A 25,796-nucleotide genomic window follows, 5' to 3' on the forward strand; every position below is an offset into this window, starting at 1 on the left:
ATGGCCGGCCCCATCTCCGCGCTCGACCGGACGGCGCTGCTGATCGTCGATCTCCAGAACGATTTCATCCATCCCGACGGCGCCTATGCGCGAGGCGGAGCCGCCTCCCCCGAGGCGCAGGCCCTGCCCGAGCGGCTGAAGCCCCTGGTCGAGGCGATGCGCGCCGGTGGCGGCCTTGTCGCCGCCACCCAGTTCACGCTCGTGCCCGGCCGCGGCGGCGAACCGCTGATCTCGCCGCATCTCAAGCAGATGCGGCCCTTCCTGAAGCGGGGAGACTTCCTGCCGGGCAGCTGGGGGCAGCAGGTCGTCGACACGCTCCAGCCGGTCGACGTCGCCGTCGAGAAGATCGCCTATTCTGCCTTCTACCAGACGCGGCTCGAATGGCTGCTGCGCAAGCTCGGGATCGACCATCTCGTCGTCGGCGGCATCGTCACCAATGGCGGCGTCGCCTCCACGGTGCGGGACGCCCATGTCCGCGACATCGACGTCACCGTGCTGGAGGATGGTTGCGCCGCACCGACGCCTGCGATGCATGCCGAGGCCATTGCGGGGCTGAAGCCTGTCGCACGCATCGCGAGCATCGCCGCGGTGCTCGGCGAGGTCGCGGCGCTGTGAGCGCCATCCTGCCCGCGGAAGGCGTTGCCTTCGAGGCCAGCGCCGACGTCGTCATCGTCGGCGCTGGCGCGGCCGGACTCGTCGCGGCGCTCGCCGCCAGCGAGGCCGGTGCAGAGGTGGTCGTGGTCGAGCGCGACGCCGTGCCCAGCGGCTCGACAGCCCTCTCGGCCGGGCTCATCCCGGCCCCCGCGACGCGCTTCCAGCGCGAGGCCGGGATCACGGACAGCCCGGAGCTCTTCGCCCAGGACATCCTCGCCAAGGCCGATGGCGAGCCCGATGCGGCGATCGTAGCCCTGCTGAGCCGGCGCATCGGCCCGGTGCTGGAATGGCTCGCCGATGCGCATGGGCTGCCCTTCGATGTCGTCACGAACTTCTCCTATCCCGGCCATTCGGCGCGGCGGATGCACGGGCTGCCGAAACGGACCGGCGCGGAGCTGATCGACAGGCTGCGGGAGGCGGTCGAGCGCCGCGACATCCCTATCCTGACCGAATTCCGCGCGACGACGCTGTTCGCCGCTGTTGACGGCCGCATCGCCGGGCTTGCCGGCACGCGGCCCGGCGGAGGCGAGGAGCGCATCGGCTGCGCGGCGCTGGTGCTCGCCTGCAATGGCTATGGCGGCAACCGGGCGCTCGTGGCGCGCCATATCCCGGGAATGGCGGAGGCGCTCTGGTTCGGCCATTCCGGAAACGAAGGCGACGCCGTTCTCTGGGGCGAGGCGCTCGGCGCCGAACTCGTCCACATGTCCGGCCATCAGGGCCATGGCTCGGTCGCGCAGCCGCACGGCATCCTCGTGACCTGGGCCACGATCATGGAAGGCGGCTTCCAGGTGAACCTGCATGGCGAGCGCTTCTCGGACGAGAGCCACGGCTATTCCGAGCAGGCGGCCACTGTCCTGTCTCAGCCCGAGCGCAAGGCCTGGACGATCTTCGATGCGCGCATCGCCGGCATCGCCCGCCAGTTCGAGGATTTCCGCAATGCGGAGGCTCAAGGCGCGGTCGTCATGGCCGACGACATCGCGACGCTGGCAGAACGGCTCGGCCTGCCTGCGGAGGCGCTCGGGCACACGCTCGCGGAGGTCGAAGCGCTGAAGGCCCGTGGGGGCATCGACCGGTTCGGGCGGGACTTCTCGGCGGGAGAGGCGCTCGCCTCGCCCTACTGCGCCGTGCGCGTCACGGGAGCGCTGTTTCACACCCAGGGCGGCCTCAGGATCGACACGGCAGCCCGCGTCCTCCGCCGCGACGACACGGCCCTTCCCAATCTCTTCGCCTGCGGCGGCGCCGCTGTCGGCGTCTCCGGCTCGCGGGCGGCGGGCTATCTCTCGGGGAACGGGCTGCTGACGGCCATCGGCCTCGGCGCGCTCGCAGGCGAACAGGCGGCGCGCTTCTCGCGGCAAGCCTAAGCGTCCAGCGTTCACACCGGGCTGTCGTCGGGGTTTCTTAAGTGAAATCGGCTCTTTCGGCCCCGAGATAAATGCGAACCGATCGTCCCGGATGCCGTTACGAAGCAGCACGTCCGCCGCCGCCGAGGCAGTCTGCGGAGGCTACGCCCCGCCAGCCGAGACGTTGAATGCTCGCGGCTAGGCCTTCTGCCAATTTGGCCGCAGGCCAGCGCATGGGCTTTTCTCATCAAAGAGAGCCTGCCTAAGGCGGCGCTTATCAAAAAATTTGGAGTGCAGCCCAATAAGCCGCTGTCCAAACTCGCAAGCAGGACAGCGCTTCTACATATGGCCGCTTAACAGATTTTAACGTCTGCTTTCGGGCAAGTGAACAAGATCAGCTTTTGGCGCATCTCGCCCGTATCAGAGACGGCGTCTGTGGCCTATTCCTGACGGTGACAATGGGCGCGAGATCTTTCTCTGAATTGTGCAGCCCTTGCGTGTCCACTTCAGTGTAAAGCGCAGGGTCCCAAGGCTCCCACGCTGCTGCGGGCAGTGCGACCCTCGGCACCCGATGAATGAAGGGAACGTATAACTTGGCCTTCCTGAAAGAACCGGAGCCTCGCCGCCGCGAGGCTCTCTTTGTCCTGCCGGGCATCAGGCGGATCGTCGCGAACAATCCGAGCCTGATGACGTATCACGGAACCAACACCTATCTGATCGAGACCAGCGATGGGGCCATCGTCCTCGACCCCGGCCCGGATGACGATGGGCACCTCGACGACGTGATCGCGGCGACGCATGGCGCGGTATCCGCAATCCTCCTCAGCCACTCCCATTCGGATCATCTTGGCGCCACATCCTCGTTGAAGGCTCGCACGAGAGCGCCGGTCTTCGCCTTCCATCGCCCAGCCGACCCCTCCTTCGAGCCCGACGGGCTGATCCGGAACGGGGATATCGTGGCCGGAATGACCGCGATCCACACGCCGGGGCATGCGAGCGATCACCTTTGCTTCGCCAGGCCGGACGGAGTCGTCTTCAGCGCCGATCATGTCATGTCGTGGTCGAGCAGCATCGTTTCGCCGCCCGACGGCAACATGGCCGCCTATTGCGACAGTCTTCGCGTGATGCTGTCGCGCGACGATCGGCTGTACCTTCCCGGACATGGCCCGGCCTTGCCGAATCCACGGCCCTATGTCGCCGATTTGCTCAAGCGCAGAATCCTGCGGGAGGAGGCCATCTTCGCCGCCCTTGCGGCTGGGCCGGCAACGGCGTGGGACCTGATGGACCGACTTTACTCAAAGACCGACCCGTGGCTGCGCCGGGCGGCCGAACGGAATGTCCTCGCCCATCTCGACAAGCTGCATTCGGAAGGTCTGGTGGAGCAGATCGACGATCGCTGGCAGACCCGGCGAACCGTCTGAGCGGCCGCCTGCAGGCGCGAGCCGATGCCGGCGCGCCGGTCAGTCCGCGCCGAGGATCCTGGCGATCCGCCTGGCGACATTCAGCAGGCGCATCCCGATCTCGTCCAGGTCATCGGTCTTCAGGGACAGGGATGACCCCCCGCAATTGAGCGCAAACGGCCGCGATCCGTGCAGAAGTATTGGCACTCCGACGGAGTTGACCTCCTGTTTCCACTCCCCGATCGAGCGAACGAAGCCCTTCTCGGCGAATTCTGTCACCGCAATTGCGATGCCTGATCGAATCGCATCGGGGTCGGCTTCGTGCGCGCACAGCTGGTCGACGATGCGGGCACGCACCGGCTCGTCCAGGCCGGCGAGATAGGCGCGTCCCATCGAGGAGGTCGCCATCTTGATATGCGAGCCGATTTCGATGCCAAGCCGCAGCGGACTGGAGCCGCGGCATTCCTCGACATAGATCATGGTGCGCTGGTCAGGCGTCCCGAGCGCGACCGACGCGCCCACCTGATCCGCAAGCTCCTGCATCAGCGGCCGAGCCACATCGCGGATCGCCAGGCTTCCGAGCGCCGAAAATCCGAGCGCCAATACCGAGGCCGAGAGCGAATATTGCCCGCTGCTCGAGGAATATTCGAGGTAGCCAAGCTTGCTCAGCGTGTAGGTGAGACGGGAGATGGTCGATTTCGCCAAGCCGGTCCGCTCGGCGAGTTCTTGGTTCCCCAGCATTCTGTCACCGCGTTTGAAGGCGCGCATGACACCCAGGCCGCGCGCCAGGGCCGTGACGAAACGGGGATCATCCGTCGCGTCCTGATCCTCCAGCAGGTTCACCTGCGTTTCGCGCTTGCGCATTCTGCCCGTCTCGCCCTCTGGCCCAGCCGCCTTGCCCAGCCCGCAGCCTTCCCGGCGCAAAGCGTCTTGACGGCTTGATAGACGATATGCGACGAATCACAATAATGGAATTAAATTCCGTGGAGCGGAATTAATGGCGCTGGACCCCGAGGTTTTTGGACAGCTTCTCGATACGGTCGAGCGCTTCGTTCGCGAGAAGTTGAGGCCGAGGGAGGCCGAGGTCGGCGAAACCGACCGCGTCCCGCCCGAGGTCGTTCAGCAGATGCGCGACATGGGGCTGTTCGGACTCGCCATCCCGGAAGCCTATGGCGGCCTCGAACTGTCGCTCTCGGAGGAAATCCAGGTTTCCTTCCTGCTGGGCGGCACTTCGCCGGCCTTCCGGTCGATGATCGGCACCAACAACGGCATCGGCTCGCAGGGCATCATCATCGACGGTACGCAGGAGCAGAAATCACGCTACCTGCCCCGGATGGCGAGCGGTGAGCTCGTCGGCTCCTTCTGCCTGACGGAGCCCGAGGCGGGTTCGGATGCCGGTTCGCTGCGGACGAGCGCGCGCCGCGATGGCGACAGCTTCATCCTCAACGGCACCAAGCGCTTCATCACCAATGCGCCTGTCGCCGGCCTCTTCACCGTCTTCGCCCGAACCGATCCGGACAGCAAGACGGCGTCCGGCATCTCGGCCCTTCTGGTCGATGCGGATCTTCCGGGCATCACGCTCGGCAAGAAGGACCGGAAGATGGGCCAGCAGGGCGCCCACACCTGCGACGTCATCTTCGACAACGTCCGGGTTCCGGCATCGGCGATCCTCGGCGGGCCAGATTTCGAAGGCAAGGGCTTCGTCACCGCGATGAAGGTGCTGGATCGCGGCCGGCTGACCATCGCCGGCGTTTGCGTCGGTGTCGCGGAGCGCCTGATCGCCGACAGCCTCGACTACGCGATGCAGCGCCGCCAGTTCGACAAGCCGATCGCCGAGTTCCAGCTCGTCCAGGCGATGCTCGCCGACATGAAGGCCGAGAGCTTCGCCGCGCGCTGCATGGTCGAGGAGACGGCGCGGCGGCGCGATGCCGGGCAGTCGATCGCGACCGAAGCTGCCTGCGCCAAGATGTTCTGCTCCGAGATGGTCGGCCGCGTCGCCGACAAGGCGGTCCAGATCTTCGGCGGCGCCGGCTACGTCGCCGATTCCGGCATCGAGCGCTTCTACCGGGATGTGCGCCTGTTCCGGATCTACGAGGGCACCACGCAGATCCAGCAGCTCGTCATCGCCAGGAACATGATCCGCGACGCCCGCCGGGCGAACGGCCTGTCGTGACCGCCGTCGAGCCGCCAGCCCGGGCCTTGCCGTCGCTCAAGGCATCCAAGGCCGGCCGAAGCGTCCAGGGAGAACAGAAATGCGCGCCGTGATGTGCAAGGCCTTCGGGCCGCTCGAAGACCTCGTCATCGAGGATAGGCCGACGCGCGAGCCGGGGCCCGGCGAGGTCCGCGTCCTCATCGAGGCCGCTGGCGTGAACTTTCCCGACACCCTGATGGTCGAGGGCAAGTATCAGGTCAAACCGCCGCTGCCCTTCACGCCCGGCACCGAGATCGGGGGCGTCGTCCAGGCCGTCGGCGAAGGCGTCACGCATCTGGCCGTCGGAGTGCCCGTGACCGGCATGGTGGGCGTCGGCGCCTTCGCCGAGGAAGCGGTGGTGCGCGCCGGCCGCCTCATGCAGCGCCCTGCAGCCATGGATGCGATCACGGCGGCCGGCTTCTCCATGACCTACGGCACCAGCATGCACGCGCTGCGGCAGCGGGCTCAACTCCGGCCGGGCGAGACCTTGCTGGTTCTGGGCGCAAGCGGAGGCGTCGGCCTCGCCGCGGTTGAGATCGGCAAGGCCATGGGCGCGACCGTGATCGCGGCCGCGAGCAGCGCCGAGAAGCTGGACGTCGCCCGCAAGGCCGGCGCCGACCACGTCATCGACTACACCAGCGAGTCCCTGAAGGATCGCGTCAAGGAGCTGACGGGCGGCAAGGGCGTCGACGTGGTCTATGACCCGGTGGGCGGCGACAGGCTAGAGGAAGCCGTACGCGCAACCGCCTGGGAAGGACGCATCCTCGTCGTCGGCTTCGCCTCCGGGACGATTCCGCGCATTCCTGCAAACCTTCTCCTGCTGAAAGGCTGCTCCCTGGTCGGCGTCTTCTTCGGCACCTTCGCCTCGGTCGATCCCGCAGCCAACGAAGACAACTTCAGGCAGCTCTTCGTCTGGTTCGAGGAGGGCCGGCTCAAGCCGCTGATCAGCCGCACGCTCGATCTCGCGGACACCGTAGAAGCGCTGCGCCTGCTGACGGGGCGGTCTGCGATCGGCAAGATCGTCCTGACCACCGGCCAGAGCGCCTCATGAGCGCGGAGACCTATTCCGGCGTCGGCATCTTCGGCCTGCTGGGTCTCGGGCTGGATGAATCCCGCCATGGCCATGTGAAGGGCGGCCTCGAGATCGGCCCCGGCCATCGCAACCGCATGGGCTACGTCCATGGCGGCGTGATCTGCACCATGATCGACTTCGCCGCCTGCGCCTCCGGCCTCCATGCCGACGTGGGCGAGCCGGCGCGCTACGCGGTCACCATCTCGCTAACAACGCAGTTCACCCGGCCGGTGCGCGCCGGCCGCCTCACGGTCGAGGGGCGCACGATCTCGGCGGGGCGGTCGAGCTTCACCGCCGAGGCGCATGTCTTCGACGATGCCGGCGAGCGGGTCGCTCACGGCATCGGCACGTTTCGCTGGCGGGAAGGAAGCCAGCCCGCCTCCCTCACAGCCTAGGTGGAGCCGCAGATGCTCGAGCTCAGAGACGTCCACAAGCCGCTCCTCGCGAAGCTGCAGCGTTTCATGGACGAGCACATCTACCCGAATGAAGAGGTCCATGAGCGCCAGTTCGCGGCCTTGCCGTCGCGCTGGGCCACGCCGCCCATCATCGGCGAACTGAAGAAGCGCGCCCGCGCCGAGGGGCTGTGGAACCTGTTCCTGCCCGATCCGCGCTATGGCGCCGGCCTCAACAATCTGGACTACGCCCATTTCTGCGAGATCATGGGCCGATCCGCCATCGCCCCGGAGGTCTTCAACTGCTCCGCCCCCGACACCGGCAACATGGAGACGCTGGTGCTCTATGGGACGGAGGCGCAGAAGCAGAAATGGCTCGCCCCGCTCCTCGACGGAACGATCCGCTCTTGTTTCTCAATGACCGAGCCGGATGTCGCCTCCTCGGACGCGACCAACATCCAGACGGATATCCGCCGCGACGGCGACAGCTACGTGATCAACGGGCGCAAATGGTGGAGCTCGGGCGCGCTCAGCGAGCACTGCAAGATCGCGATCGTGATGGGCCGGAGCAATCCCGATGCCCCGAAGCACCTGCAGCAATCGATGATCCTGGTGCCGCTCGATACGCCGGGCGTGACGATCGAGCGCGCGCTGACGGTCTACGGCTATGACCATGCGCCGCACGGCCACGCCGAGATCAATTTCGACAATGTCCGCGTCCCGTCCGGCAACATGCTGCTCGGCGAGGGGCGCGGCTTCGAGATCGCACAGGGGCGGCTCGGACCGGGCCGGATCCATCACTGCATGCGCTCGATCGGCCTTGCCGAACGGGCGCTGGAGGCGGCCTGCCGCCGCGCCCTTTCGCGCACCGCTTTCGGCAAGCTGCTGGCGGACCAGGGCGTCGTTCGCGACCAGATCGCACGTTCACGCTGCGAGATCGAGGCGGCGCGGCTGCTGACGCTCAAGGCCGCGCATCTGATGGACACCGTCGGCAACAAAGTGGCGCGGCGCGAGATCGCCATGATCAAGGTCGTCGCGCCGAACATGGCCTGCGACGTTATCGACCGCGCCATCCAGATCCACGGAGCGGCCGGCGTCTCGCAGGATCATTTCCTCGCCGCCGCCTGGGTCAAATCCCGGTCCCTGCGCTTTGCCGACGGGCCCGACGAGGTCCATCGGGACAGCATCGCCCGGCTCGAACTGAAGCGCTATCGGAGCTGAGGACAGGCGCATGTTCGACATCAAAGGCAAGGTCGCCCTCATCACGGGCTCGTCGCGCGGCATCGGCAAGGCTTCGGCCTTGCAGCTCGCGCGCAGCGGCGCCCGCATCGTCATCTCCAGCCGCAAGCAGGAGGCCTGCGACGCCGTCGCCGAGGAGATCAGGGCAGCAGGCGTGGAGGCGATCGCGAAGGCTTGCCATGTCGGCTCGCACGAGCAGTTGCGTAACCTCGTCGAACATGTCCATGGCCACTGGGGCCGGATCGACATCCTGGTCTGCAATGCCGCGACCAATCCGGTCTACGGTCCGCTTTCCACCCTGTCTGACGACGCCTTCACCAAGGTGATGACCGTCAACGTGCAGAGCACGATCTGGCTGAGCAATCTGGTGCTGCCCTGCATGGCCGCCAATGGCGGAGGAGCCGTGATCATGATGTCCTCGATCGCGGGGCTTCGGGGCACCGGCGTGATCGGCGCCTACGGGATGTCGAAGGCCGCGGAGGCGGCGCTCGCGCGCAATCTCGCGGTCGAATGGGGTCCGAAGGGCATCCGGGTCAATGCCATCGCGCCGGGCATCGTGCGCACGGACTTCGCGCGCGAGCTGGTGGAATCGCCCGAGCGGCGAGCGCAGATGGAGCAGCGCACGCCACTGCGGCGCTTCGGCGAGGTCGAGGACATCGCCGGCATCGTGCATTTCCTGGCAAGCCCGGCCTCCGCCTACATCACCGGGCAGGTCATCGTCGCCGATGGCGGCGAGACGATAAGCTGAGCCGCGATGACCGCTCCCACCGCCCTTCTCGTCGACGTCATCGAGAGCCACCGTTTCGACGAGCTGGCGCTGGCCCGCTGGCTGCGGGGGCAGGTCCCAGGTTTCGACGGCCCTATTTCCGTGCAGCAGTTCCAGGGCGGCCAGTCGAACCCGACCTTCCTGATCTCATCCGGGGACCGGCGCTGCGTCCTGCGCAAGAAGCCGCCCGGCAAGCTGCTCCCCAAGGCCCATCAGGTCGAGCGCGAATTCGCGATCATCCGCGCGCTGGGGCCGACTCCGGTCCCCGTGCCGCAAGCGCTCGCACTCTGCGAGGACGCGGAGGTGATAGGGACGGCCTTCTACATGATGGATTTTGTCGACGGCCGGCACTTCGACGGGCTCGCCCTCGCCGATCAGCCCCGCGGTGATCGCGCAGCGATCAACTTCGCCGCGGTCGATACGCTCGCCAGTCTGCATGCCGTCGATCCGGCTGCGATCGGACTCGATGATTACGGCCCGAAGGGCGGCTATGTCGCGCGGCAGGTCGAACGCTGGACCAGGCAGTATCAAGCCTCCTCGGCTGCTGCCGGCGAAATCGCCGATCTGGGCTGGCTGGCGGACTGGCTGCGCGAGCGCTGCCACGTCGCCGACGAGACCACGATCGCCCATGGCGACTATCGGACGGGCAACCTGCTCTACAGCCATGACAAGCCGCAGGTGTCTGCGATCCTCGACTGGGAGCTGTCGACCCTCGGGCATCCGCTCGCCGATCTCGCCTATTACTGCATGACCTATCGCATCGATTCCGCGATCGCGGGCGGGCGCGGCCTGGCCGGGCTCGACCTGAAGGAGCTCGGCATTCCCAGCGAGCGCGATGTGCTCGATCGCTATGTGCAGGCCAGCGGCCGGAGCGGCCTCTCCGACTGGCCGGTGTTCCTGGCCCTGTCGTTCTTCCGGCTCTCCGCCATTCTCCATGGCGTGATGGCGCGCGCCGTCCAGGGCAATGCGAGCGACGCCAATGCCCTCGATGTCGCCGCAAGGGCCGGCGGCCTGGCGCTGACAGGGCGCCGGATCGCGCAGTCGGAAGGCCGCTGAACCGTTGGTACCGTCAAGCTCGGGGGAGCCGATGCGCTTCGAAGGCAGAACCTGCATTGTTACCGGCGCGGCAAGCGGCATCGGCCGCGCCACCGCGCTGCAACTGGCGCAGGAGGGAGCGCGGCTGGCGCTCGTCGACCGCAACGCGACGGAGTTGGCCAGCGTTGCCGCCACCCTGCCCCGCCCGGACGAGCACACGGCGCATGTCCTCGACATCGGCGACGAGGAGATGGTTCGCTCCTGCGTCGCCGACGTGCTCGCGGCGCACGGCCATATCGACGTGCTCTGCAACAATGCGGGCATCGCGAGCACGAAGGGCGCCGCTGTCGAGCAGGATCTGTCGGAGTGGATTCGCGTCATGGAGGTGAATGTCTTCGGCGCGATGCTGTTCATGAAACACGCCGGTGCCGCGATGATCACCGCGGGCCGAGGCGCCATCGTCAATACCGCATCGGTAGCCGGCATCAGGGCGGGCGCCGGGGGCAATGCCTACAGCGCCTCGAAGGCGGCCGTCATCAACATGACGCAGACCGGAGCCTGCGATTTCGGCGCGTTCGGCATCAGGGTCAATGCGGTCTGCCCCGGCCTCATCGAGACAGGGATGACAAAGCCGATCTTCGACAAGGCCCGCGAACTCGGCAAGGAGGACAGGCTGGGCGCGCGCTGCGAGCTCAGGCGCTACGGCCACCCCGAGGAGGTCGCACGCGTCATCGCCTTTCTCGCGAGCGACGATGCCAGCTACGTCACGGGGCAAGCCATCCCCGTCGACGGCGGCAACACGGCGTCGCTCAACCTGCCCGGCATGAAGGTTTGATCTCAGAGGCTCCCATGGGTTTGGTCAGCACCACCGTTCTCCGCGACGTCGCCGTCGTCACCATCGACAATCCGCCGGTCAATGCGCTTGGCGCCGCGGTGCGGCAGGGGCTGGCCGCGGCGGTCGCGCAGGCCAACGCGGACGCCGGCGTCACGGCTCTGGTGATCGCCGCCGAGGGTAAGGCCTTCATCGCCGGCGCCGACATCAGCGAGTTCGGCAAGCCGCCCGTTGCGCCGAGTCTGCCCGACCTGCTCGACGCCATTGCCGGCTCGTCAAAGCCGGTCGTCGCAGCCATCCAGGGTGTGGCGCTGGGTGGCGGGCTGGAGGTGGCGCTGGCCTGCCGGGCGCGCGTGGCGCTGACGGCCGCGAAGCTCGGCCTGCCCGAGATCAAGCTCGGCCTTATTCCCGGCGCCGGCGGCACGCAGCGCCTGCCGCGGCTGATCGGCGCGGCGAAAGCCTTCCCGATGATGCTTTCGGGCGAGCCTGTCTCGGCCGGCCAGGCGCTCGAATACGGGCTGCTGGACGAGGTCGTCTCGGAGAACGTCGTCGCGGTCGCCTCGCAGCTTGCCGAAACGCTTGCCGCCACAGGGGCGGGGCGAACTGCCGCCGACCGGCTGACGGAGGCGGATCGCGAGGCCTTCGAGGCGCTTGCCGCCGAGGCGCTGAAGAAGGCCGAGGGCGCGCCCAATGTCCCGGCGCTGGTCGAGGCGGTGCGCAGCGTCTTCAGCCTGCCCTTCGCGGAAGGGCTCGCGGTCGAGCGCCGGCTCTTCCTCGAACTCGTCGCGGATGAACGCTCGAAGGCGCTGCGCCATGTCTTCTTCGCCGAGCGCGAGGTGGCGAAGCTCCCCGGCATCGGCCCCGAGGTGAAGCCGCGCGAAATCCTCAGCGCCGCCGTGATCGGTGCCGGCACCATGGGCGGCGGCATCGCGATGTGTTTCGCCAATGCCGGCATTCCGGTGACGCTGATCGAGACGGCGCAGGCGCCGCTCGACAACGGCATGAACCGCATCGCCGCGATCTACGACATCTCGGTGCAGCGCGGTTCGCTGACGCCGGACGCTAAGGCGCGGCGCATGGCGCTGATCAAGCCGGCAGTCGGTCTCACTGCGGCAGCGAAGGCCGACATCGTCATCGAGGCCGCCTTCGAGGAGATGGGCGTCAAGCAGAGCATCTTCACCGGGCTCGACAAGGTGGCCAAGCCCGGCGCGATCCTGGCGAGCAACACCTCCTATCTCGACATCCCGACCATCGCCGCGGCGACGGGGCGCCCGCAGGATGTGCTCGGCATGCATTTCTTCAGCCCGGCCAATGTCATGAAGCTGCTGGAGGTGGTGCGGACGAAGGAGGTTGCGGACGATGTCGTCGTGACCGCCGTCGCGCTTGGGCGCCGGCTCGGCAAGGTGCCGGTCGTGGTCGGCAACGGCTTCGGCTTCGTCGGCAACCGCATGCTGGAGCAGCGCACCCGCGCGACCGAGCGCCTGCTGGTGGCGGGCGCGCTGCCACACGAGATCGACGCGGCGCTGACCGGCTTCGGCTTCAAGATGGGCCCCTGCGCCATGGCCGATCTCGCCGGCAACGACATCGGTTGGCGCTCGCGCAAGGCGCGGGGCCTGAAGGCGTCCGTGGCGGATGCGATCTGCGAGGCCGGCTGGTTCGGCCAGAAGACCGGGCGCGGCTATTACCTCTATCCGCAGGGTGCCCGCGCCGGACAGCGCGACCCCGAGGTCGAGGCGCTGATCGCGCGCATCTCGGCCGAGAAGGGCGTGACGCGCCGCTCGTTCACGTCCGAAGAGATCCTGGCGCGACTGCTCGACCCGATGGTGAACGAGGGCGCGCGCATCCTGGAAGCCGGCATCGCGGCGCGGCCGGGCGACATCGATATCGTCTGGATCAACGGCTACAACTGGCCGGCCTGGCGCGGCGGGCCGATGTTCTGGGCCGACAGCGTCGGGCTCGATGTCATCGCAAAGCGCCTCTCCGCGCTGGCGGCCGAGACCGGCGACAAGGCGCTGGAGCCTGCGCCGCTGCTGCAGTTCCTCGCCGCCGAGCGCAAGGGCTTTGGCAGCCTGACCTCGAAAAGCTGAGACCGGGACCGCATCCGGCAAGACATTCCCAAGGACAAGACATCCCCAAGGACAGGAACGCCCGCCCCATGACCGAAGCCGTCATCGTATCCACCGCCCGCACGCCGATCGGGAAGGCCCATCGCGGTGCCTTCAATCAGGTCCGCGGCGCCGACATGGCAGCCCATGCGATCCGCCATGCCCTGGCCCGAACCGCGGTCGAGGCGGCCGAGGTCGAGGAGGTCGTGCTCGGCTGCGGCTATCCGGAGGCGGCGACCGGCGGCAACGTCGCGCGCCACGCGGCGCTGGTCGCCGGGCTGCCCGTCCAGTCGACCGGCGTCACCGTCAGCCGCTTCTGCGCCTCCGGCCTGGAAGCGATCGCGCATGCTGCCCGGCGTGTGGTCATGGACGGCGTGCCGGTCGCGGTCGGCGGCGGCGTCGAGTCGATCAGCCTCGTCCAGCCCGTGGTCCAGCGCGAGCTGACCCAGAACGACTGGCTCCTGGCCAACAAACCGACGATCTACACCTCGATGATCGAGACCGCCGACATCGTTGCCGCTCGCTACGGGGTCTCGCGCGAGGCACAGGACGCGTTCTCGCTGGAGAGCCAGCGGCGCACGGCCTCCGCCCAGCAGCGGCGGCTGTTCGATGACGAGATCGTGCCGATGAGCGCTGTCATGGCCGTCACCGACAAGGCCTCGGGCGAGATCAGCCAGCAGGAGGTGACGCTCGCCCAGGACGAGGGCAACCGCCCGGACACCACGCTGGAAGCCCTGCAGAAGCTGAAGCCGGTGCGCGGCGAGCACAACTTCGTCACCGCCGGCAATGCAAGCCAGCTCTCCGACGGCGCCGCGGCCAGCGTCGTGATGTCGGCTCAGGAAGCGGCGCGGCGCGGCCTGTCTCCGCTCGGCATCTTTCGTGGCTTCGCCGCGGCCGGCTGTGAGCCCGACGAGATGGGGATCGGGCCCGTCTTCGCGGTGCCGCGCCTGCTTGCGCGCAATGGTCTCAAGGTCGAGGACATCGACCTGTGGGAGCTGAACGAGGCCTTCGCCTCGCAATCGATCTATTGCCGCGACAAGCTCGGCATCGACCCCGACAAGGTCAACGTCAACGGCGGCGCGATCGCGATCGGCCATCCGTTCGGCATGAGCGGCGCGAGGCTCGTGGGCCATGCGCTGCTGGAGGGCCGCCGTCGCAAGGCACGCTATGCGGTCGTGACCATGTGCGTCGCAGGCGGCATGGGCTGCGCCGGGCTTTTCGAGATCAACCCGGGCTGATCCACGCCGGCAAGGCCGGGGCGCGCCTTCAGACGGGCATGATGTAGCTCAGCTGGTTGCGGATGTTCGCAGCCAGCGAGATCAGCCGCGGCCCGACCTCCTCTTCGATCTGATTGGGGCTGAGGCGGAAGATCGGCACCCGGCAGTTCATGCCGAAGCAGTCTCCATTGGCATCACGGATCAGGGGAACGCCGGCGGAGTGGGTGCCGGGTATCCAGACGCCCCTTGAAACCGAGAAGCCGCGCTCGCGGCAGTCGGCCACGCCCTGAACGTAGGATTCGGCGTAGGTCTCCCAGAGCTCGGGCGAGCGACGCTTCATCTCGTCGAGCTTCAGCCTGAGCTCGTCTTCCGTCAGCAGCGAGCCGAGCGCATGGCCGATGGTCGCCGGCAGGAGTGGCCCGATCGTGCCCAGATCCGGTGATGTCCAGATGTTCTCGTTCACGCGCGACGTCTCGAGGTAGACGAAGTTGGTGCGGTCCATCGTGCCGATCGAAACGGTGCCGCCGAGATCCTGCGCCAGCTTCTGCATCGACGGGCGCGCGACATGCAGCAGCTTGAGATTGACCAGCAGCGGGTTCACCAGCATCAGCGCCCGCCAGCTGAGTCGAAACTTGGACTTCTCCTGGCGCAGATAGCCCATGCGTTCCAACGTGTAGGTCAGGCGCGCCACCGTGGAGCGGTTTATTCCGGACTCCTTCGCGATCTCGCCATTGCTCATCAAGGTCCGGTTCGGGCGAAAGGTTTCCAGCACGGCGAGACCCTTGACGAGGGTGGTCGCAATATCCGGATCGTCCACGGGGATCTTCAAGAATATCTCCAAAGTGACTTCATCGGTACCGCAAAGCCGCGGCGTTGATCTTCGCAATACGACCGGACGCGCTTTGGCAGGACCACCGCACGCGGACGGGGAGGCCGCCACCTCAAACTAGCTCCAACATAGCAAATGTCAATATAATGAACATTTTGATATTGATATCATCATTTACTTGACTCATTCGCGACGCGAGAGCTCACTATCGAACATTGGCTGCCGCGTGCGCTTGCACGCTTCACGGAGAAATGTGGATGAGCCGCGTGATCGATATGGAAATCAGCTTGCCTCACAGCGAAGCGAATCCGGATCTGGAGCGCATCGCACGCGGACGGCCCGGAACTCCTTTCGCCCAATCCCTGCCGCGCCCCGAAGGCTACGGCTTTGCGAATTACGGCAATGTCTTCCGCAGCAAGGAGACGGCGGGCGCCGGCAAGGGCGCGACCGACGATGGCGGCCTGGTGAAGCTGGTCGAGGACATGGACCGGGCGGGCATCCAGCGGGGCCTGCTGGTCGGAGCGGAGAACAGCGCCACGGGGCGCATCCACCAGGCCCATCCCGGCCGCTTCTTCCTGTTCACGACCTTCGATCCGCTGGACGGCATGCGCGCCGTTCGCGAGTTCGAGCGGCTGGTCAAGGAAGAGGGCGCCAACGGGCTGCGCCTGTCGGCGCTCTACAACGGCGTGCCGGCCAATGACCGGCGCTACTATCCGCTCTACGCCAAGGCGGCGGAGCTCGACGTGCCGGTGCGCATCTACACGGCGATGAACTACGCCAACGACCGGCCCTATGATCTCGGCCATCCGCGCTATCTGGACGATGTCGCGGTCGACTTTCCCGAGCTGCGGATCGTGGCGGGCCTCGCCGGCTGGCCGTGGGTCAACGATATGGTGGGGCTGCTGCGTCGCCATCCGAACCTCTATGTCGATACGGCGGCCCATCACCCTCGCTACTTCAGCCAACCCGGCTCGGGCTGGGAGCAGTTCATCCAGTTCGGCAACACCCTGCTCCAGGACAAGGTCATGGTCGGGCTGTCGCGCTATCTCTTCGGCACCTCCTTCGAGAGCATCATCGAGCAGTACAAGGAGCTGCCGCTCAAGGAGAAGGTCCTCGAGAAATGGCTCTACGGCAACGCCGCTGAATTCTTCCGCCTCAACTGAGGGCTCGCTCCGATGCTCCGCTTCGTCGGCCGGCGCGCATTGTTGGCCATTCCCCTGCTCCTGGCGATCATCATCCTGATGTTCTCCCTGCTGCACCTCATCCCTGGCGATCCGGTGCAGGCGCTGGTCGGCGATTATCCCGTGCCGCCGGCCTATCGGCAGGCGATCGAGGAGAAGTACCGGCTGAACGATCCCTTCCTGGTCCAGGTCGGGAATTATCTCGCCAATGTCGCCCAAGGCGATTTCGGCTTCTCCTACCAGAACCAGCGCAACGTGCTCGACCTCATCCTCGAGCGCGCCCCGCGGACGATGCTGCTGGCCTCCGTCAGCTTCGCGCTGGCGATTCCGTTGGGAATGGCGATCGGCATCGCGGCCGGAACGTCTCGCCGCCCCGGCGTCGACAAGTTCTGGACCACCACGGCGCTGATCGTCTACGCGATCCCGACCTTCTGGCTCGGCCAGCTCCTCGTGATGCTGCTCGCTCTCCGGCTCGGCTGGTTCCCGACCCAGGGCATCGGCCCCCTTATCAGCCGGACGCAAGGCTTCGCCTGGCTCCTCGAAAAGCTTCGCTATCTCGCTTTGCCGGTCCTCGCCTTCGGTATCCATGAGGGCATGCGGATCGCGCGCATCATGCGTGCCAGCGTGATCGACACGCTGTCGCAGGGCTACATCATCACGGCACGCGCGAAGGGGCTAAGCCGCGGCCAGATCATCCGCAGCCATGTGATGCGCAATTCGAGCCTGCCGCTGGTCACGATCGCGGGCTACGCCTTCGGCTCGGCGCTCGGCGGCGCCGTCCTGCTCGAAACGGTGTTCACCTGGCCCGGACTCGGCCTGCTCCTCGTCGACTCGATCCGGCTGCGGGACAACATGACCGTGATCGGGGTCGTCATCTTCTCCGCCGTCGCCGTCATCGCCATGAACCTGATCGTCGATCTCCTCTACGCGGCGCTCGATCCGCGCATCAGAACCACGCGGTGAGGTCGCCAGAGATGTCGGAACTCAAAACCTCCACGGCGCCTGCGGCCAGCAACGGCTTCTCCATCGGAAGCTGGCAGGTCCATGTCGCGAACCTCTTCGGCACGCGCCACGGCGCGCTCGGAGCGAGCATCCTGCTTGTCCTGCTGCTCGTCGCCATAACGGCTCCGCTGATCGCGCCCTACAGCCCGCTCGAGCAGACGCAGGCGAGCCTGGCGCCGCCATCCGCCCAGTTCCTGTTCGGCACCGACAATATCGGCCGCGACGTCTTTTCGCTCATTGTCCATGGCAGCCGCTCCTCGCTGATGGTCGGGCTCGGGGCCGCACTGGCCGCGCTGCTCATCGGCGGCACGCTGGGCATCCTCGCCGGCTATTTCCAGGGACCGGTCGAAGCGGGGCTGATGCGCCTGGTGGAGCTGTTCCAGACGCTGCCCGTCATCATCCTCGTGCTCTGCGCCGTCGCCCTCTTCGGCTCGAATTTCTGGCTGCTGATCGCCGCGGTGGCGCTGGCGATCTGGCCGATGGAAGCGCGCCTGGTCTACGGCCAGTACATCAAGTTGCGGGATCGCGAATTCATTGCCGCCGCGCGCGTCGCCGATCTCTCGACCGCGCACATCATGTTCCGGGAGATCCTGCCCAACGCGATCCAGCCCATCATCGTGCAGGTCGCGCTCGACGCCAGCATCGCCATCCTCATCGAGGCTGGCCTCGGCTTCCTCGGCCTTTCCGATCCCAGCAAGGTGAGCTGGGGCCGGCTGCTCTTCGTGGCGCAGGACTACATGGACAGCGCCTGGTGGATGAGCCTCTTCCCCGGCGCCGCCATCTGCATCACCGTCGTCGGCCTCAACCTCTTCGCAGACGGTCTCAACGAGGTCATCGATCCCCGCAGCACGAGCGGGGTGGGAGGGCTGCAATGAGCCTCTCGCCGCTCCTCGATGTCCGCGATCTCAAGGTCCATCTGCGCCTCGGTCCCAACGTCGTGAAGGCTATAGATGGCGTGGACTTCCGGATCATGCCGGGGGAATGCGTCGGCATCGTCGGCGAATCCGGCTCCGGCAAGAGCACGATGGCGCGGGCCATCACCCGGCTGATGCCAAATGTGAACATCGCGGAGCTGAGCGGCGAGCTCAGCTTCGAGGGCCAGGACATCCTCGCGATGGCCGATGGCCCGTTGCGCGCCCTGCGGCGGGGGCGCGGCTTCTCGATGATCTTCCAGGACCCGCTCGGCTATCTCAACCCGACCCAGCGTGTCGGCCGGCAGATCGAGGAGGCCCTCGCGCGCGACCCTTCCCGCGGCTCCAACCGGAACCGCGTGCACAGGTTGCTGGACGAGGTCGGCCTGCCGGACCCGGCCAATGTTGCGCGCCGCTATCCGCATGAACTGTCGGGCGGCATGCGCCAGCGCGTGATGATCGCGATCGCGCTGGCCAGCGACCCTCAGCTTCTGTTCGCCGACGAGCCCACCACCGCGCTGGACGCGACCGTGCAGCTCCAGGTGCTGCAGACGCTCTACCGGCTGCACAAGGAACGCAACATGGCGATGGCCATCATCACGCACGACCTTGGCGTCGTGGCCGAGCTTTGCGACCGGGTCTACGTGATGCGGGCCGGCAAGGTGATCGAGAGCGCCGAAACCGTCAGGCTCTTCGAGCAGCCGCAGCACGATTACTCTCGCCGGCTCATCGAGCTCAGCACGCGCCGGCTGTCGCGGGAGCTGCAGGCATGAGCGAGCCGATCCTGCGCCTCAACGGTGTCGAGCAGATCTATCGCAGCCGCAACGCCAACGGACCGGGCTGGAACCAGCTACGTGCCGTCGACGGCGTCGATCTGGATATCAGGGAAGGCGAGACACTGGCGATCGTCGGCGAGTCGGGCTCAGGCAAGAGCACGCTCGCCAAGCTGCTGCTGCTGCTCAACCGCCCCACCACCGGCGAGGTCCAGTTCCGTGGTACCTCGCTGTCTGCACTCGCTTCCGCCGACTACCAGGCCTTTCGGCGACAGGTCCAGGCCGTCTTTCAGGACCCGGCCTCGTCGCTGAACCCGCGCATGACCGTGGAGCGCATGCTGGGTTACATCGTTCAGCGCCACGCGCTCGCGACACCGGGCGAGACCCGCCAATTCCTCGCCGGCCACCTTGCCGCGGTCGGCCTGACCCCTCCCGAGAGCTATCTCGAGCGTTATCCCCACCAGCTGTCCGGGGGGCAGCAGCAGCGCATCGCGATCGCGCGCGCCATGATGCTGCGGCCGGCGATCATCATCGCCGATGAACCGCTCTCCAGCCTCGACGTCTCGGTCCAGGCGCAGGTCCTGCAGCTGATGCGGGACCTGCACAAGACGACCAATGTCGGCTTCGTCGTCATCAGCCACGATCTCGGCGCGATGGAGTCGATCGCTGACCGTACGGCGGTGATGTATCGCGGCCGCATCGTCGAGATCGGCCGCTCGATCTACGAGCGCCCCTTTCACCCCTATACGAAGCTTCTGCTGGATGCCCGGCTCTCGCTCGATCCGCGCCGGAGCCGGATCCGCAGCCTGAGCGCCGCGCCGCCGCGAGCCGACTCGTCCGAGCCTGCGCAGGGCGGTTGCCGCTTCCGCCAGCGCTGTGCCTACGCCATCGACATCTGCGCGGCGCAGGCCCCGGCGCTCAAGCCAGTGGATCAGGCCGGAACAATGGCCGCCTGCCACCGCGCCGAGGAGATCGGCGCGGTGGCAGGCAGGTCGGCGGAACCGGCGCGTCCCAGCCCGCTCGAGGTCTGACCAACCAAGCAGCCACCATAACAACGAGGGAGAGCACATCATGAAAGCGATCAAGGGGTATGGAGCCGGGCCGATCCGCCAGCTGCGCGCGATCGCGCTCCTTGCCGGAGCGATGAGCCTTTCAGCGGCAGGGGCACTGGCCGACGACGGCAAGCCGGTTCGCGGCGGCACCGTCATCGCCGCGCTGAATTCGACGACGATCCCCAACTTGAACACGCAGATGACGTCTTCGGTGCCGGCGCTGTTCGCGGCGGATGTCTGGGCGGACGGTCTCATGACCTATGATCGCGACGCCAATCGCCTTCCCCGCTTGGCCACCAGCTGGACCGTCTCCGAGGATGGCAAGACTTACACCTTCACCCTCCGCGAGGGCGTCAAATGGTCGGACGGCAAGCCGTTCACGGCCACCGACGTGGTCTTCACCCTGGAGAACTTCGGCAAGTTCAACACCTACCTCACCAAGCTCATGCCTCTGGTCGACAAGGCCTCGGCGCCCGACGACAAGACCTTCGTTCTGACGCTGAAGGAGCCGCTGACCGCGACGCTCGACCTCTTCGACAAGGAGGTGTTTCCGCTGATGCCGAAGCACATCTACGAGGGGAAGGACATCGCCACGCACCCGGCCAATATCGCGCCAGTCGGCCTTGGCCCGTTCAAGTTCGATAAGTGGGTGAGCGGCCAGTCGATCACCTTCGTGCGCAACCCGCACTACTGGGAGGCGCCCAAGCCCCATCTGGACTCGGTGATCTTCGCGCTGATCCCCAGCCCCCAGCAGCGCCTCAACGCCATCGTCAACGGCGAGGTGAACTGGTTCCGCCCCGAGGTGGTGCAGGTTCCGGCGACACAGCAGGCGGCCAAGCGCGGCACGTTCCGTGTGGTGCCGATCATGACGAACGCGCCTGAAACGGCCGTGATCGACTTCAACCTGCGGCGTTCGCCGATCAACAACGTCAAGGTCCGGCAGGCCCTGTTCCATGCGATCGACCGTCAGCGCATCGTGCAGGACGTCTATCAGGGACTGGCCGAGACCGCGAAGAACGCCATCCCGACGCAGTTCAAGAACCTGCACGACTCCTCGGTCAACTACGACACGATGTATGCCTATGACCCGAAGAAGGCTGCGCAGCTGCTCGATGAAGCCGGCTTCCCGCTGAAGGACGGAAAGCGCTTCGCGCTGGAGCTCGCCGTGATCTCGGCAGCTCCATATGACGCCGTCGCCCAGGTCATCCAGGCTCAGTGGACGGCGATCGGCATCGACGTGAAGCTCAGCGCGCTCGACCTGCAGATCTGGACCAACAAGGTCTATACGCAGCACGATTTCGATGCATCGATCATCTCGTTGACCGGCCGATCGAACCCTGTCCTCGGCGTCGACCGCAGCTTCGTCTGCAACAAGACGAGCGTGCCGTTCGCCAACCCGACGGGCTACTGCAACCCCGAATTCGACAAGGTCGCTGCTGATGCGGCATCGGCGCCGCTGGACAAGCAGAAGGCGCTTTACAAGACCTATGCCGAAATCGTCGCCCGCGATCTCAATCAGCTCGCACTGACGAACGCCCGGGTCTTCGAAGCCGTTACCAACAACTTCAAGAACTTGGACGCCCAGTTCAACTTCGCGTTCAACACCCATCCGAACTGGGCGGAAGCCTGGCTCCCCAAAGACAAGCAGTAATCCGACGAAATCCCGCGCACGCGGCCGCGGAAGCACGCCGCTATCCGAAGGAAGCAAGCCTTGCACATCGACGTCACTCCCATGGTCAAGCCACGCTCCGTGGCGATTGTCGGCGCTTCGGCCAAGCGCGTCACGCAAGGCAACGTCGTCATCAGCAACCTCAAATCCTGGGGTTATGCGGGCGAGATTCTGCCGGTCCATCCTCAGGCCGAGGAAATCGACGGTCTTCGAGCGATCAACTCGATCGGCGAGATCCGTGATGAGACGGATCTCGCCATCATCGCGATCCCGGCGGCCCATGTGCCCAGCATGCTTCAGGAGCTCGAAGCCAGCTCGGTTCGCTCCGCCATCGTCTTCACCAACGGCTTCTCGCATGATGAGGAAGCTGCCATCCGGGCCTTCGGCGCCCAAAGCCGCATCATCGTGCACGGTCCCAACTGCATGGGCCTCGTCAATTTCACGGACTCGATTCCGCTCTATCCGTCCCGGCCGTCGCTGCGGCTAAAGCCGGGCAATGTCGCGCTTGTCGCGCAGTCGGGCTCGGCCGCCATTTCGGTGATGAATTCGACGGTCGTCGGCCTGTCGAAGGTCGTCACGGTCGGCAGCGAGTTTCAGGTCTCGGCCGCGGACTATATTCGCTGGCTCGCGGACGATGACGAGACGCGCGTCATCGGTGTGGTCGCGGAATCGATCAAGTCTCCGCATGCGTTGGCCGAGGCGGCCGAATGCGTCCACGCCGCCGGCAAGTCGCTCGTGGTCCTCAAGGTCGGGCGGTCGGATGTCGGGCTCGCGGCGACGCAGGCGCATACCGGCGCGCTCGTCAGCGACAGCGACGCCTATGACAGCTTCTTCCGCGAAACCAACATCGCGACCGTCTCCGATTACGACGAGCTCATCGCCTCCCTCGAATGCGCTGCCGTGGCGCGGCGGATGGTGCGCGGCGCGAGCATCGGCATCGTCGGGATTTCCGGCGGGCAGACGGCGCTCGCCTGCGACGTCGCCGACGCACAGGGCGTCGCGGTCGCAGCGTTCGAGCCGGCAACGGTGGAGCGGCTGCGCGCAGCCTTGCCCGGTACGTCGGGGAACAACCCGGTGGATTTCGGCGCAACCGTCAATGTCGAGGATCGCAACACACCGGACGCCATGCAGGCCGTCCTCAACGACGCGCAGGTCGGCGCGGTCGTGGCGCTGCAGGACACGCAGGAGAGCCTGAATCCCGCGACCCTGCAGAACTACATGAACATCCTCGGTGTCTATGCCGCGGCGGGCAAATCGAGCCAGACGCCGCTGGTCGTCATTTCGCCGACGTCGGAGAACCTCGATCCAGGCGTCCGCGCGACGCTGCTGGAGCACGGCGTTCCCTTGCTGCGCGGCATGAGCCCGGGGCTTCGCGCTGTCGGAAACCTAGCGCTGGGCAAGCCGGGGCCTGCCGGAAGCTGGGCGCGCCAGCATGGGCCGAGGACATCGCCCTTCAACCCGCAGGCCACCAGCCTCCGAGCGGAGATCGCGGCGAGCCCCGGCAACACGCTCGATGCGGCGCTCTCCTTCGGGCTGCTGCACGCCTATGGCATCCCGGTCACCAGGTCGATCGTCGTCAAGGACGAGCACGAAGCCGTGGCCCGCAAGGACGAGATCGGCTTTCCCATGGTGGTCAAGGTCGCGTCGCGCGATGTGCAGCACCGCTCGGATGTCGGGGGAGTGCTGCTCGACATCGGCAACGGTGACGAGCTGCGTGCCGCCATCGCGACCATCGCCAGCAATGTCGCCAAGGCTCTGCCCAACGCGACGATCGATGGCTACGAGCTACAGGAGCAGCTGGTCGATGCCGTGGAGGCGATGGCCGGCTTCACGGATGCATCGCCCTTCGGACAGATGATCGTTCTGGGAAGCGGCGGCACGCTCGTCGAGCTGCTGGCGGACCGCGCGGTGGCGCTCGGCCCGCTCAAGCACGATGAGGCGCAGGCGATGCTGGCGAAGACCAGGCTGCATCGACTGTTGTCCGGCTACCGGAATCTGATGACGCCCACCGACACGGCGCCGTTGGTCGACGTCGCCATCCACTTGTCCGAGCTCGCCAGCGACCTGGGAGACGTCATCGCCGCCTGCGACCTCAACCCGGTGCTCGTCCGCAAGGGCACCGGCGAGATCCGCGTCGTCGACGCGCTCTTCGTGCGTCGCTCGTAGCGCTGAAAACGTCGGTGCCGCCTGCATCCGGCAGCAGGCGGCGCTCGGCCCGGCCGCAGCTCCGGCGCCCGTCCGGCGCGGCTCGAAATGTTCGTCGGGCCTACGCGCCTTGGACGCCATAGATCGCGGAGAACCACATCTGCGAGAGGGTCGTCGCGACAAGTTGCGGATCGTCCTCGAACTCCGCGAGCGCCGGCTGGGTCTGGCTGTAGATCTTGAGCAGGAGTTCGTCGACCATGCCGATCAGGCAGAAGATCGTCAGGCGCAGCCGTGCCCGGTCCCAGCGATCCAGTTCGCCCTCGCGCCTCAGGCGTTCGATGACCCGGCCGACCATGGCGGCATCCGCATGCCGGCCCACCTCCGCGATGACCTCGTCCTCGTCCTTCAGCCGGAAATGGCAACGCATCAGCCCGACATTGCGGCGGAAGCACTCGACATAATGCAGGTTGGCCTGGTGAATGGCCTCGAACTGCGAAGCGTCGCGGGGAATCGGCAGACGCGAAGCGCGCACGAATCTGAAATAATCTGCTATCGTCTTGGCGACGACGCTGCGCTTGTCGGTGAAATAACGGTAAAATGTTCCGTGTGCGACGCCCGCCGTATTGGCGATGAGATTGACCGTTATCGCATGGTAATTCTTCTCGCAAAGCAATTTCGCGGTCGCTATCTCGATCTGTATCTCGGTGCGAATTATTTTCTTTTCGCCGTGAGCTGCCGCCAGGCGCTTCTCAAGGTACGAGACATAATCGAATTCTTCCCCGCTCAAGAAATCAGCCTCGCTTGTCCCGCGCGTTTCGCTTGTATCAGGGCGGCGGCCCGGAGCGCAAATCGCGGTGGCCAAAGGCGCTTGACAAAAAATGACATCGTCGTCAGTTTTTTCGCATACCCGCGACGGGAGCCGCAATAGATGAGTTCCACCGGTGCGACGATCGACTTTCGGAACGTGCGGAAGTCCTATGGGAAGTTCGTCGCGCTTGAGAATTTCTCGATGCATGTCGGGCGGGGGGAATTCATGACGCTGCTCGGCGCCAGCGGCTCGGGGAAGACCACCGCGCTCAACGCGCTGGCCGGTTTCACCGACATCGATAGCGGCGAGATCCTGATCGACGGCGTATCGATCACCAATCTGCCGACCGAGAAGCGCGAGATCGGCATGGTGTTCCAGAGCTATTCGCTGTTCCCGCATCGGAGCGTCTTGCGCAACGTTTCATTCCCCCTGGAAATGCGCGGCGTTCCGCGCGCCGAAGCCCGGCGTCGTTCGGAGAAGGCGCTCGCGATGGTGCGGATGGACGCCCTTGTCGATCGCATGCCGCACGAACTTTCGGGCGGCCAGCGGCAACGGGTCGCGTTCGCCCGCGCTGTCGTGTTCGAGCCCCGCGTGCTCCTGATGGACGAGCCGCTCGGGGCCCTCGACCTGAAGCTGCGCGAGACGCTCCAGCTCGAGATCAAGGCCTATCAGCGCCAGATCGGCTGCACGGTCATCTACGTGACCCATGACCAGGGCGAAGCGCTGACGCTGTCGGACCGCGTGGCGGTGATGGACAAGGGGCGCGTCTTGCAGGTCGGCCCGCCCGAGGAGCTCTACGACCGGCCGCGCTCGCGCTTCGTCGCCGAGTTCATCGGTGCGAACAACCTGCTGACGGTGGAGCGTGCCGAGAACGGCGGCATGGCCCTGGAGGGCCTTGGCCCCATCAAGGGCGACATCGCACATCTTTCCGGCGCGGAGTTCGTCTCGATCCGGCCGGAGCTCGTCCGGGTTCGCCATGGCGGCGGCGGTGCCCACCCGGCCCGGCTGAAGGAGACGGTCTTCTTCGGCAACTCCGTACGCTACGTGCTGCTGACCGACGCGGACAAGGAGATTTCGGCGATCGAGCCGCGCCGGCCGGGGCAGGAGATACGGCCGGCCGGTGCCAGGGTCGGCTTCGACCTCGACACGACCGACCTCGTCGCACTGACCGCTTGATAACAAT

Annotated in this window: 23 protein-coding genes; 20 read left to right on the forward strand and 3 right to left on the reverse strand. The window is 66.5% G+C overall.

What is annotated here, in order from left to right:
• The 3 genes from BoBH3_RS08660 (at nt 1) to BoBH3_RS08670 (ending at nt 3,415) form a co-directional block, all read left to right on the forward strand.
• Nucleotides 1–615 carry a cysteine hydrolase family protein gene (locus BoBH3_RS08660; RefSeq protein ID WP_262330357.1) on the forward strand — a complete coding sequence of 205 codons (615 nt, stop codon included), beginning with the start codon at nt 1–3 and terminating at the stop codon, nt 613–615.
• Nucleotides 612–2,015: an FAD-dependent oxidoreductase gene (locus BoBH3_RS08665; RefSeq protein ID WP_262330358.1), complete on the forward strand. Its 1,404-nt coding sequence runs from the start codon at nt 612–614 to the stop codon at nt 2,013–2,015. Before BoBH3_RS08660 ends, BoBH3_RS08665 begins: the two co-directional genes overlap by 4 nt.
• A 572-nt stretch (nt 2,016–2,587) precedes the next feature.
• Entirely contained in the window at nt 2,588–3,415 is an 828-nt protein-coding gene (locus tag BoBH3_RS08670; protein WP_262330359.1) for an MBL fold metallo-hydrolase, read from the forward strand.
• Between the two features lie 39 nt (nt 3,416–3,454).
• On the opposite strand, the gene BoBH3_RS08675 is transcribed toward BoBH3_RS08670, so the two are convergent.
• Nucleotides 3,455–4,258: an IclR family transcriptional regulator gene (locus BoBH3_RS08675; protein ID WP_262330360.1), complete on the reverse strand. Its 804-nt coding sequence runs from the start codon at nt 4,256–4,258 to the stop codon at nt 3,455–3,457.
• Between the two features lie 133 nt (nt 4,259–4,391).
• On the opposite strand from BoBH3_RS08675, the gene BoBH3_RS08680 reads away from it, so the two are divergent.
• The 9 genes from BoBH3_RS08680 (at nt 4,392) to BoBH3_RS08720 (ending at nt 14,264) form a co-directional block, all read left to right on the forward strand.
• A complete protein-coding gene (locus BoBH3_RS08680) occupies nt 4,392–5,567 on the forward strand; it encodes an acyl-CoA dehydrogenase family protein (protein ID WP_262330361.1) in 1,176 nt (391 codons plus the stop codon).
• A gap of 79 nt (nt 5,568–5,646) precedes the next feature.
• A complete protein-coding gene (locus tag BoBH3_RS08685) occupies nt 5,647–6,636 on the forward strand; it encodes an NADPH:quinone oxidoreductase family protein (protein ID WP_262330362.1) in 990 nt (329 codons plus the stop codon).
• Nucleotides 6,633–7,052 (forward strand): PaaI family thioesterase, encoded by a 420-nt coding sequence (locus BoBH3_RS08690; protein WP_262330363.1) that lies wholly within the window; start codon nt 6,633–6,635, stop codon nt 7,050–7,052. Before BoBH3_RS08685 ends, BoBH3_RS08690 begins: the two co-directional genes overlap by 4 nt.
• A 12-nt stretch (nt 7,053–7,064) precedes the next feature.
• Nucleotides 7,065–8,270, forward strand: coding sequence for an acyl-CoA dehydrogenase family protein (locus BoBH3_RS08695; RefSeq protein ID WP_262330364.1), 1,206 nt, complete (start codon nt 7,065–7,067; stop codon nt 8,268–8,270).
• A gap of 10 nt (nt 8,271–8,280) precedes the next feature.
• Entirely contained in the window at nt 8,281–9,036 is a 756-nt protein-coding gene (locus BoBH3_RS08700) for an SDR family NAD(P)-dependent oxidoreductase (protein ID WP_262330365.1), read from the forward strand.
• A 6-nt stretch (nt 9,037–9,042) separates the two neighbouring features.
• Complete coding sequence (locus BoBH3_RS08705; protein ID WP_262330366.1) at nt 9,043–10,110, forward strand: phosphotransferase family protein; 1,068 nt, start codon at nt 9,043–9,045, stop codon at nt 10,108–10,110.
• Between the two features lie 31 nt (nt 10,111–10,141).
• Nucleotides 10,142–10,924 carry an SDR family NAD(P)-dependent oxidoreductase gene (locus tag BoBH3_RS08710; protein ID WP_262330367.1) on the forward strand — a complete coding sequence of 261 codons (783 nt, stop codon included), beginning with the start codon at nt 10,142–10,144 and terminating at the stop codon, nt 10,922–10,924.
• Nucleotides 10,925–10,938: 14 nt separating this feature from the next.
• Nucleotides 10,939–13,008 (forward strand): 3-hydroxyacyl-CoA dehydrogenase NAD-binding domain-containing protein, encoded by a 2,070-nt coding sequence (locus tag BoBH3_RS08715; RefSeq protein ID WP_262330368.1) that lies wholly within the window; start codon nt 10,939–10,941, stop codon nt 13,006–13,008.
• Nucleotides 13,009–13,076: 68 nt separating this feature from the next.
• Nucleotides 13,077–14,264 carry an acetyl-CoA C-acyltransferase gene (locus tag BoBH3_RS08720; protein ID WP_262330369.1) on the forward strand — a complete coding sequence of 396 codons (1,188 nt, stop codon included), beginning with the start codon at nt 13,077–13,079 and terminating at the stop codon, nt 14,262–14,264.
• A gap of 28 nt (nt 14,265–14,292) precedes the next feature.
• Here BoBH3_RS08720 and BoBH3_RS08725 read toward each other — a convergent pair whose 3' ends face one another.
• Nucleotides 14,293–15,183, reverse strand: coding sequence for an IclR family transcriptional regulator (locus tag BoBH3_RS08725; RefSeq protein ID WP_262330370.1), 891 nt, complete (start codon nt 15,181–15,183; stop codon nt 14,293–14,295).
• Between the two features lie 146 nt (nt 15,184–15,329).
• On the opposite strand from BoBH3_RS08725, the gene BoBH3_RS08730 reads away from it, so the two are divergent.
• Genes BoBH3_RS08730 through BoBH3_RS08760 form a run of 7 tightly spaced genes read left to right on the forward strand, consistent with a single transcriptional unit; the run spans nt 15,330 to nt 23,826 of the window.
• Complete coding sequence (locus BoBH3_RS08730) at nt 15,330–16,235, forward strand: amidohydrolase family protein (protein ID WP_262330371.1); 906 nt, start codon at nt 15,330–15,332, stop codon at nt 16,233–16,235.
• 12 nt (nt 16,236–16,247) lie between these two features.
• Complete coding sequence (locus BoBH3_RS08735) at nt 16,248–17,216, forward strand: ABC transporter permease (RefSeq protein ID WP_262330372.1); 969 nt, start codon at nt 16,248–16,250, stop codon at nt 17,214–17,216.
• Nucleotides 17,217–17,227: 11 nt separating this feature from the next.
• The gene (locus BoBH3_RS08740) at nt 17,228–18,130 is read left to right on the forward strand and encodes an ABC transporter permease (RefSeq protein ID WP_262330373.1); all 903 of its coding nucleotides are present in this window, start codon (nt 17,228–17,230) and stop codon (nt 18,128–18,130) included.
• Nucleotides 18,127–18,939 carry an ABC transporter ATP-binding protein gene (locus BoBH3_RS08745; RefSeq protein WP_262330374.1) on the forward strand — a complete coding sequence of 271 codons (813 nt, stop codon included), beginning with the start codon at nt 18,127–18,129 and terminating at the stop codon, nt 18,937–18,939. Before BoBH3_RS08740 ends, BoBH3_RS08745 begins: the two co-directional genes overlap by 4 nt.
• Complete coding sequence (locus BoBH3_RS08750; RefSeq protein WP_262330375.1) at nt 18,936–19,970, forward strand: oligopeptide/dipeptide ABC transporter ATP-binding protein; 1,035 nt, start codon at nt 18,936–18,938, stop codon at nt 19,968–19,970. Before BoBH3_RS08745 ends, BoBH3_RS08750 begins: the two co-directional genes overlap by 4 nt.
• Nucleotides 19,971–20,010: 40 nt before the next feature.
• Complete coding sequence (locus tag BoBH3_RS08755; protein WP_262330376.1) at nt 20,011–21,642, forward strand: ABC transporter substrate-binding protein; 1,632 nt, start codon at nt 20,011–20,013, stop codon at nt 21,640–21,642.
• 60 nt (nt 21,643–21,702) lie between these two features.
• Nucleotides 21,703–23,826: an acetate--CoA ligase family protein gene (locus BoBH3_RS08760; RefSeq protein WP_262330377.1), complete on the forward strand. Its 2,124-nt coding sequence runs from the start codon at nt 21,703–21,705 to the stop codon at nt 23,824–23,826.
• A gap of 100 nt (nt 23,827–23,926) precedes the next feature.
• On the opposite strand, the gene BoBH3_RS08765 is transcribed toward BoBH3_RS08760, so the two are convergent.
• Nucleotides 23,927–24,667, reverse strand: a complete 741-nt coding sequence (locus tag BoBH3_RS08765) for a TetR/AcrR family transcriptional regulator (RefSeq protein WP_262330378.1) — start codon at nt 24,665–24,667, stop codon at nt 23,927–23,929.
• A 66-nt stretch (nt 24,668–24,733) separates the two neighbouring features.
• Here BoBH3_RS08765 and BoBH3_RS08770 point away from each other — a divergent pair, with 66 nt between their 5' ends.
• Entirely contained in the window at nt 24,734–25,789 is a 1,056-nt protein-coding gene (locus tag BoBH3_RS08770) for an ABC transporter ATP-binding protein (RefSeq protein WP_262330379.1), read from the forward strand.
• Nucleotides 25,790–25,796 lie beyond the last annotated feature (7 nt).

It is taken from the genome of Allobosea sp. BH3 (assembly GCF_025499465.1).
Lineage (GTDB): Bacteria > Pseudomonadota > Alphaproteobacteria > Rhizobiales > Beijerinckiaceae > Allobosea.

What these genes read in the sequence shown, in the direction of transcription:
- BoBH3_RS08660 (WP_262330357.1), top strand. Translation starts at nt 1, where the DNA reads ATGGCCGGCCCCATCTCCGCGCTCGACCGGACGGCGCTGCTGATCGTC.
- BoBH3_RS08675 (WP_262330360.1), bottom strand. Translation starts at nt 4,258, where the DNA reads ATGCGCAAGCGCGAAACGCAGGTGAACCTGCTGGAGGATCAGGACGCG.
- BoBH3_RS08680 (WP_262330361.1), top strand. Translation starts at nt 4,392, where the DNA reads ATGGCGCTGGACCCCGAGGTTTTTGGACAGCTTCTCGATACGGTCGAG.
- BoBH3_RS08685 (WP_262330362.1), top strand. Translation starts at nt 5,647, where the DNA reads ATGCGCGCCGTGATGTGCAAGGCCTTCGGGCCGCTCGAAGACCTCGTC.
- BoBH3_RS08690 (WP_262330363.1), top strand. Translation starts at nt 6,633, where the DNA reads ATGAGCGCGGAGACCTATTCCGGCGTCGGCATCTTCGGCCTGCTGGGT.
- BoBH3_RS08695 (WP_262330364.1), top strand. Translation starts at nt 7,065, where the DNA reads ATGCTCGAGCTCAGAGACGTCCACAAGCCGCTCCTCGCGAAGCTGCAG.
- BoBH3_RS08700 (WP_262330365.1), top strand. Translation starts at nt 8,281, where the DNA reads ATGTTCGACATCAAAGGCAAGGTCGCCCTCATCACGGGCTCGTCGCGC.
- BoBH3_RS08705 (WP_262330366.1), top strand. Translation starts at nt 9,043, where the DNA reads ATGACCGCTCCCACCGCCCTTCTCGTCGACGTCATCGAGAGCCACCGT.
- BoBH3_RS08710 (WP_262330367.1), top strand. Translation starts at nt 10,142, where the DNA reads ATGCGCTTCGAAGGCAGAACCTGCATTGTTACCGGCGCGGCAAGCGGC.
- BoBH3_RS08715 (WP_262330368.1), top strand. Translation starts at nt 10,939, where the DNA reads ATGGGTTTGGTCAGCACCACCGTTCTCCGCGACGTCGCCGTCGTCACC.
- BoBH3_RS08720 (WP_262330369.1), top strand. Translation starts at nt 13,077, where the DNA reads ATGACCGAAGCCGTCATCGTATCCACCGCCCGCACGCCGATCGGGAAG.
- BoBH3_RS08730 (WP_262330371.1), top strand. Translation starts at nt 15,330, where the DNA reads ATGAGCCGCGTGATCGATATGGAAATCAGCTTGCCTCACAGCGAAGCG.
- BoBH3_RS08735 (WP_262330372.1), top strand. Translation starts at nt 16,248, where the DNA reads ATGCTCCGCTTCGTCGGCCGGCGCGCATTGTTGGCCATTCCCCTGCTC.
- BoBH3_RS08740 (WP_262330373.1), top strand. Translation starts at nt 17,228, where the DNA reads ATGTCGGAACTCAAAACCTCCACGGCGCCTGCGGCCAGCAACGGCTTC.
- BoBH3_RS08745 (WP_262330374.1), top strand. Translation starts at nt 18,127, where the DNA reads ATGAGCCTCTCGCCGCTCCTCGATGTCCGCGATCTCAAGGTCCATCTG.
- BoBH3_RS08750 (WP_262330375.1), top strand. Translation starts at nt 18,936, where the DNA reads ATGAGCGAGCCGATCCTGCGCCTCAACGGTGTCGAGCAGATCTATCGC.
- BoBH3_RS08755 (WP_262330376.1), top strand. Translation starts at nt 20,011, where the DNA reads ATGAAAGCGATCAAGGGGTATGGAGCCGGGCCGATCCGCCAGCTGCGC.
- BoBH3_RS08770 (WP_262330379.1), top strand. Translation starts at nt 24,734, where the DNA reads ATGAGTTCCACCGGTGCGACGATCGACTTTCGGAACGTGCGGAAGTCC.